The organism is Agromyces sp. P1_H4, from assembly GCF_056405255.1.
The window spans coordinates 1-6,259 of record NZ_JBFUCL010000223.1; the positions used below are offsets into that span (position 1 = coordinate 1).

General features: G+C 72.5%; 7 protein-coding genes. 4 read left to right on the plus strand and 3 right to left on the minus strand.

Features of this window, described 5'->3' with window-relative positions; all coding sequences use genetic code 11:
• Nucleotides 1–1,046: histidine kinase dimerization/phospho-acceptor domain-containing protein (locus tag AC1DY2_RS13335; RefSeq protein ID WP_476762870.1), on the minus strand; the 1,046-nt coding region annotated here is incomplete at its 3' end.
• Nucleotides 1,043–1,786, minus strand: a complete 744-nt coding sequence (locus AC1DY2_RS13340; RefSeq protein ID WP_309974369.1) for a response regulator transcription factor — start codon at nucleotides 1,784–1,786, stop codon at nucleotides 1,043–1,045. The genes AC1DY2_RS13340 and AC1DY2_RS13335, both read right to left, overlap by 4 nt.
• Nucleotides 1,787–1,985: 199 nt before the next feature.
• Between AC1DY2_RS13340 and AC1DY2_RS13345 the strand changes: the two genes are divergently transcribed.
• From AC1DY2_RS13345 to AC1DY2_RS13360, 4 genes are all read left to right on the plus strand, one after another.
• A complete protein-coding gene (locus AC1DY2_RS13345) occupies nucleotides 1,986–3,506 on the plus strand; it encodes an ABC transporter permease (protein WP_476762871.1) in 1,521 nt (506 codons plus the stop codon).
• A 72-nt stretch (nucleotides 3,507–3,578) separates the two neighbouring features.
• Entirely contained in the window at nucleotides 3,579–4,247 is a 669-nt protein-coding gene (locus AC1DY2_RS13350) for an ABC transporter ATP-binding protein (RefSeq protein WP_476762872.1), read from the plus strand.
• Between the two features lie 63 nt (nucleotides 4,248–4,310).
• Nucleotides 4,311–5,063, plus strand: coding sequence for an amidase domain-containing protein (locus tag AC1DY2_RS13355; RefSeq protein WP_476762873.1), 753 nt, complete (start codon nucleotides 4,311–4,313; stop codon nucleotides 5,061–5,063).
• A 55-nt stretch (nucleotides 5,064–5,118) separates the two neighbouring features.
• Nucleotides 5,119–5,769, plus strand: coding sequence for an amidase domain-containing protein (locus AC1DY2_RS13360; RefSeq protein ID WP_476762874.1), 651 nt, complete (start codon nucleotides 5,119–5,121; stop codon nucleotides 5,767–5,769).
• On the opposite strand, the gene AC1DY2_RS13365 is transcribed toward AC1DY2_RS13360, so the two are convergent.
• Nucleotides 5,748–6,259, minus strand: a 512-nt coding sequence (locus tag AC1DY2_RS13365) for a DUF1294 domain-containing protein (protein WP_476762875.1), incomplete at its 5' end; no start/stop codon positions are given. The two genes, AC1DY2_RS13360 and AC1DY2_RS13365, sit on opposite strands and share 22 nt — an antisense overlap.

The window sequence follows — 6,259 nt, forward strand, 5'->3', positions numbered from 1 at the left end:
AGCAGCAGCAGGTCCTCGACGAGCTCGGTCATGCGCACCGACTCGGACTCGATGCGTCCGATCGCGTGCGTCACGTCGGGCGGCAGCTCGCCGCCGTGCAGGCGCGTCAGCTCCGCGTAGCCGCGGATCGAGGCGAGCGGCGTGCGAAGTTCGTGGCTCGCGTCGGCGACGAAGCGGCGCACCTTCTGCTCGCTCTGCTCGCGCGCCGAGAGGGCGGATGCCACGTGCCCGAGCATGCGGTTGAACGCGGTGCCGAGCCGGCCGACCTCGGTGCCCTCGTCGTCGACCCTGACCCGCTCGGCGAGTGCGACGTCGCCGCGGTCGAGCGGCAGGTTGGACACGCGCTGGGCGGTCGCGGTGACCTGGGCGAGCGGGCTGAGCGCCCGGCGGATCACGGACGAGCCGATGACGAGCGCGATCATGAGGCCGACGATGGCGACGATGGCGATGGTGAGCGCCAGCTGCATCGTCGAGGCATTGACCTCGGCGAGCGGCAGGGCGAGGACGACGGCAACCTCGCCCCACTCCTCCTGCGTGTGGGCGATGGCCCGGTACTCGCCGAACCGGGGCACGTCGACGGTGTGCGGCTCGCCATCGGGCGGCACCGCGCCGAGCGCGTCGGCGATGTTCGGCGGCAGGTCGAGCACGCGGCCGCGCTCGGTGATGTATCCGGCCCGCGTCGTGCCGTCGTCGGTGACGAGTGCGGCGAGCGTGCCGGCCTCCTGACCCGGGATGTTCAGCACGAGGCCGGGCGCCTCGTCGGGGTCGCCGGGGAATCCGGGCRGCTGGCCCGCGATGGCGACGTTGGCCCGGGAGCTCGCCGAGGCCAGGTTCGCATCGAGGCGCGCGACCGACGACTCGTGGAACACGGCCACGCTCACCACGCCGACGACGGCGCTCACGGCCACCAGCAGGCCGGCGACGATGACGAGGAGCCGCCGGTGCAGCGTCCAGGTGAAGCGACGGCGCGGGGCATCCGTCGTCTCGTGGATCGCCGCCTCCTCACGCGACGCGGCGGCGTGCCCGGGGTCGCCGGGCCTGGTCATCCGACGGCCTTGAGCATGTACCCGGCGCCACGGACCGTGTGGATCATCGGCTCGCGGCCGGCGTCGATCTTCTTGCGCAGGTAGGAGATGTAGAGCTCGACGACCGACTCCTTGCCGCCGAAGTCGTACGACCACACGCGGTCGAGGATCTGCGCCTTCGAGAGCACCCGGCGGGGGTTGCGCATGAGGAAGCGCAGCAGCTCGAACTCGGTGGCGGTGAGCTCGATGGGCGTGCCGGCGCGGGCGACCTCGTAGGAGTCCTCATCGAGGGTGAGGTCGCCGACGGTGAGCACGGGGTCCTTCGCCTGCGCGAGGGTGAGGGTCGAGCGCCGGATGAGTCCGCGCAGGCGCGCCACGACCTCCTCGAGGCTGAACGGCTTGGTGACGTAGTCGTCGCCGCCCGCGGTGAGCCCGGCGATGCGGTCGTCGAGGGAGTCCTTCGCGGTGAGGAAGAGCACGGGCGTCTCGGTGCCGTCGGCGCGCACGCGCTGCAGCACCTCGAGCCCGTCGATGTCGGGGAGCATGATGTCGAGCACGATGGCGTCGGGACGGAACTCGCGCGCGACCTTCACGGCGCTGAACCCGTCGGCAGCGGTGCGCACGTCCCAGCCCTCGTAGCGCAGGGCCATCTTCAGGAGCTCGGTCAAGGAGTGCTCGTCGTCGACGACGAGCACTCGCACCATCGAGCCGTCGCCCTTCGTGATCGGGGCGCGGTGCTGGGCGGTCGGCGCAGTGCTCATGTCTCCAGTATCCGCTTCGGCCTATGCGTTCCCTATGACGCAGATGAGCGGATGCCGCAGCGCGGCGTCGAGGTCGGCGACGCCGCCGACGCATAGGCGATTCATCGTTCGGCCAGTGACCCCCCATAGCCCGGCTGCCTAGCGTCGCGATCGGCGTCCTGCCCGGGGCGGCCTCCCCCACGACCTCAGAGGAGACCCCATGTTCTTCACCTCCCTCCGGCGCGAGCTCGCCGGGCGCCGCAGGCAGACCGCGATCGTCGCGATCGGCATGGCGCTCGCGATCGGGCTCGTCATCATCGTGAACTCCGTGGCGTCGGGAGTGCGCGACGCGCAGGCATCCGTGCTGCAGTCCGTCTACGGCGTCGGCACCGACCTCACCGTGTCGCAGGAGCCCACTCCGCCCGCCGAGGGCGAGGCGGGCGCCGGCCCCGGGCGCTTCGAGKTCGGCGCCGACGACGGCACCGCGTCCGGCGACTCCACCGAGGTCAGCCAGTCGCGGCTCACCGCCGGCTTCGGCTCGACCACCTTCGACGCGTCGGCGCTGGAGACGGCGACCGAGGTCGACGGCGTGGCCGCGGCATCCGCTGCCCTGTCGTTGACGAACATGACCTTCTCGGGTGAGATGCCGCAGTTCGCGACCCGCGACGAGGGCACGCTGCCCGCCGACGGCGGAGGCGACGACGCGACCGCCCAGCAGCCGCCGACCGGGGGCTTCGACGGGGCCGGCGGCAGTGCGTTCGACGTGGACAGCTTCACGGTGCTCGGCATCGACCCCGCGGCCGCCGCGGTCGGCCCGCTGTCGTCGGTGGAACTCGCCGACGGGCGCGGGCTCGAGGCGGCCGACGCCGGACAGCCCGTGGCCGTGCTCGACGCGTCGTACGCCACGAGCGCCGACCTCGCGGTGGGCGACACCATCGACGTGGGCGGTACGGAGTTCGAGATCCTCGGCACCGTGACGTCCACGTCGGCGGATGCCGCGACCGCGTCGAACGTGTACATCCCGCTCGACCTGGCCCAGTCGCTCTCGGGCCTCGACGGTCAGGTCAGCGACGTCTACGTGCAGGCGGAATCGTCCGACCGCATCGCCGACGTGCAGGCCGACCTCGAGGAGGCGCTCCCCGACGCGACCGTGTCGACGCAGGCCGACCTCGCCGCCTCGGTGTCGGGCTCGCTGGCGACCGCGTCGACCCTCGTCTCGAACCTCGGGCTGTGGCTCTCGCTCGCCGTGCTCGTCGCCGCGTTCCTCATCGCGATCCTCTTCACGATCCAGGGCGTGACCCGGCGCACCCGCGAGTTCGGCACGCTGAAGGCCATCGGCTGGTCGAACCACCGTGTCGTCGGGCAGGTGGCCGGCGAGTCGCTCGTGCAGGGCCTCATCGGCGGGGCGGCCGGCCTCGTGCTCGGCCTCGCCGGCATCTGGGTGATCAACCTCATCGCCCCGACGCTCGGCGGGAGCGCCACCACGGGTGCCCTGCCCGGCGGCGGTGCCCTGACGGCCGGCGGGGCCGGTGGCGGACCGAGCGCTGCCGGACCCTTCGGCGACCGACTGGCGGATGCCGCGGGCTCCACGACGGAGGTCGTGCTGAACGCGCCCGTGACCATCTCGGTGATCGCGATCGCCATCGGCCTCGCCGTGCTCGGCGGACTCCTGGCCGGCGCGATCGGCGGCTGGCGCGCGTCGCGCCTCCGACCCGCCGAGGCCCTGCGCAGCGTCGCCTGAGCCCGCCCCGCTCGGCGCGCCCCCMCCACCCCCSAGTCCCGTTGATCCACCAACGTCCAGGAAGGACCACCCATGTACACGCTCGAGCACGTCTCGAAGACCTATTCGCAGTCCAAGCGCCGCGTCACCGCCCTGCAGGACGTGACGCTCTCCATCCCGTCGGGCCAGCTCGTCGCGATCCAGGGCCCGACCGGCGGCGGCAAGTCCACCCTGCTGCAGATGCTCGGCGCACTGGACCGGCCGACGTCGGGGCGCCTCACCCTCGGCGACGCGGAGCTCTCGCACCTGCCCGACCGCAAGCTCGGCGGCATCCGCGCCAAGGAGATCGGGTTCGTCTTCCAGGGCTTCAACCTCATCCCGACCCTCACCGCGCAGGAGAACGTCGAGACGGCGCTCGCGCCGCTCGGCGTCCCGGCCGAGGAGCGGCGCAGGCGAGCGGTCGACGCGCTCGCCTCCGTCGGGCTCGCCGATCGCGCCGGCCACATGCCCGGCGAGCTCTCGGGCGGCCAGCAGCAACGGGTCGCGATCGCGCGCGCCCTCGTGAAGGAACCCGACGTGCTCCTCGCCGACGAGCCCACCGGCAACCTGGACGAGGAGACCCGCGACGAGATCATGGACCTGCTCGAGGGCCTCTGGCGCGACCGGGGGCTCACGCTCGTGATCGTGACGCATGATTCGGCCGTCGCCAAGCGCGCCGAGCGCCGCCTGCACATCAAGCTCGGCACGGTCACCGAGCGCTGAGGTCACGCCGGGATGGCCCCCGTCCGGGGGGTTCACAGGAACCACACCGTACCGTCGAGAACGATGCCCGACTTCGCGAAGCCGTCCCAATCCGCCCTGCGGAACCGCCGTCTCCTGCTCGCCACCGCCGCGGTCGTCGTGACCGGAGGCCTCCTCGCCGGAGGCGTCGCCGTCGCCACCGCCCTCACCTCGCAGCCCGACGCCGCCGACAACACGGCCTCCCGACCGACCGGCGAGCGGGGGACCGAGTCGGTGCCCTCCCCCGCCGAGGACCCGAACGCCGAGCAGCTCGGCGTCGACGACTCCGACGAGGCGCTCGCGGCCTACGGCCCGGTCGTGGCGGCGCAGCTCGCGTACGTGCGCGACCACTGGCAGTCGACGGAGGACGACACGTTCGGATTCCTCGACGAGAACGACTGCGCCAACTTCGCGAGCCAGTCGCTGCTCGCCCGCGGCCTCACCGAGGACGACGAGTGGTGGTACTCGGGCGATGGCGACGGATACGCCAGCGCCCCGGCGTGGGTCAGCTCGACGGCGCTCATGGACTACCTCGAGGAGCATCCCGAGCTCGCCACCGAGCTCAGCGACGACCAGCGCGACCAGGTGAAGCCGGGCGACATCGTGCAGTTCGACTGGGACGGTTCGGGCGACCGCGATCACACCGGCATCGTCACGGCGGTCATCCCCCGCAGCGACGGCACGATCGCCATCGCCTACGCCGGGCACACGGATGCCACGTGGGACCGCTCGGTCGACTACGCGATCACCGTGCTGCACCCCGGCGGTTCCGCGACGTACTGGAGCATCGCGGAGTAGCGACGCCCGGCGCGGCCGACCGGATCGGCAGCGACGCCTGCCTACGCTCGAAGGGATGCCGACTCCCGAACAGACCCGCGTGTTCCGCCAACGCCGTGCCGTCGTGGCGGCCGTCGCCGTGGCGGTGCTCGTCACGGGCGGCGCCACGATCGCGTGGGCCGTCGGGCAGCAGGACTCCGCGGCATCCGGCGTGCCCGCCCTCGACACGTCGGGCCTCAGCCCGTCGGTCGCAGCCCAGCTCGAGTACGCCTACGCGCACTGGGACGACCCCGACGCCGAGCGCTTCGGCGTGATCGACGAGAACGACTGCGTGAACTTCACCAGCCAGACCCTCCTCGCCCGCGGCTGGGCCACCGATGACGAGTGGTGGTACGACGAGGGCGGCGACGCGTATGCCTCATCGGGCGCCTGGATCAGCTCCACCATGCTCAGGGACTATCTCCTGCGGCATCCCGAGCGGGCGACGCCGCTCACCGACGACCAGCGCGACCAGGTGAAGGTCGGCGACATCGTGCAGTTCGACTGGGACGACTCGGGCGATCGCGACCACACCGGCGTCATCACGGCGGTCGTGACCGAGGACGACGGCTCGATCGACCTCGAGTACGCGGGGCACACGGATGCCACGTGGAACCGCTCCGTCGAATGGTCGATCACCGAGCAGCATCCGCACGGCGTCGCGTACTACTGGAGCATCCCCGAGTAGCCGGCGCCCAGCAGCGCGGGTCCGCCGGCGAGCCAGGCGATGAGCAGCCCCAGTGCGACGACGTTGCACACCACCGTCGCCCAGAACGCCCGCCGGAACGTGCGCTTGCGCGTCTTGTGCCGGAACACCTGCTGCGCGACGAGCGCGCCGGGCCAGCCACCGACGAGCCCGAGCGCGAGCAGCGTGCGCTCGGACACCCTCGGGGCCGACCGGCGCGCGGCGGACTTGTCGGCGCCGTACACCGCGAACGCCACGACGCTCACCCCCGCGTACCAGGCGGCGAGCCACCACGACAGCGCGGATGCGGCGACCGCCAGCGCGAGCCCGCTCGCGAACACGACGAGCACCGTCCAGCTCAGCGACGCGGGCAGCGGACGGGAGAGGTCGCGGTCGGGGCGAGCGGGCGCGGGGCCGGCGGCACGAACGCGCGCGGCACCAGGCCTCGCGGCGGGTGGCCTGCGGGCTGAGGGCATGGTCCCGATGCTATGGC

Coding starts and splice junctions, on each gene's coding strand:
- AC1DY2_RS13340 (WP_309974369.1), bottom strand. CDS start 1,786: ATGAGCACTGCGCCGACCGCCCAGCACCGCGCCCCGATCACGAAGGGC.
- AC1DY2_RS13350 (WP_476762872.1), top strand. CDS start 3,579: ATGTACACGCTCGAGCACGTCTCGAAGACCTATTCGCAGTCCAAGCGC.
- AC1DY2_RS13355 (WP_476762873.1), top strand. CDS start 4,311: ATGCCCGACTTCGCGAAGCCGTCCCAATCCGCCCTGCGGAACCGCCGT.
- AC1DY2_RS13360 (WP_476762874.1), top strand. CDS start 5,119: ATGCCGACTCCCGAACAGACCCGCGTGTTCCGCCAACGCCGTGCCGTC.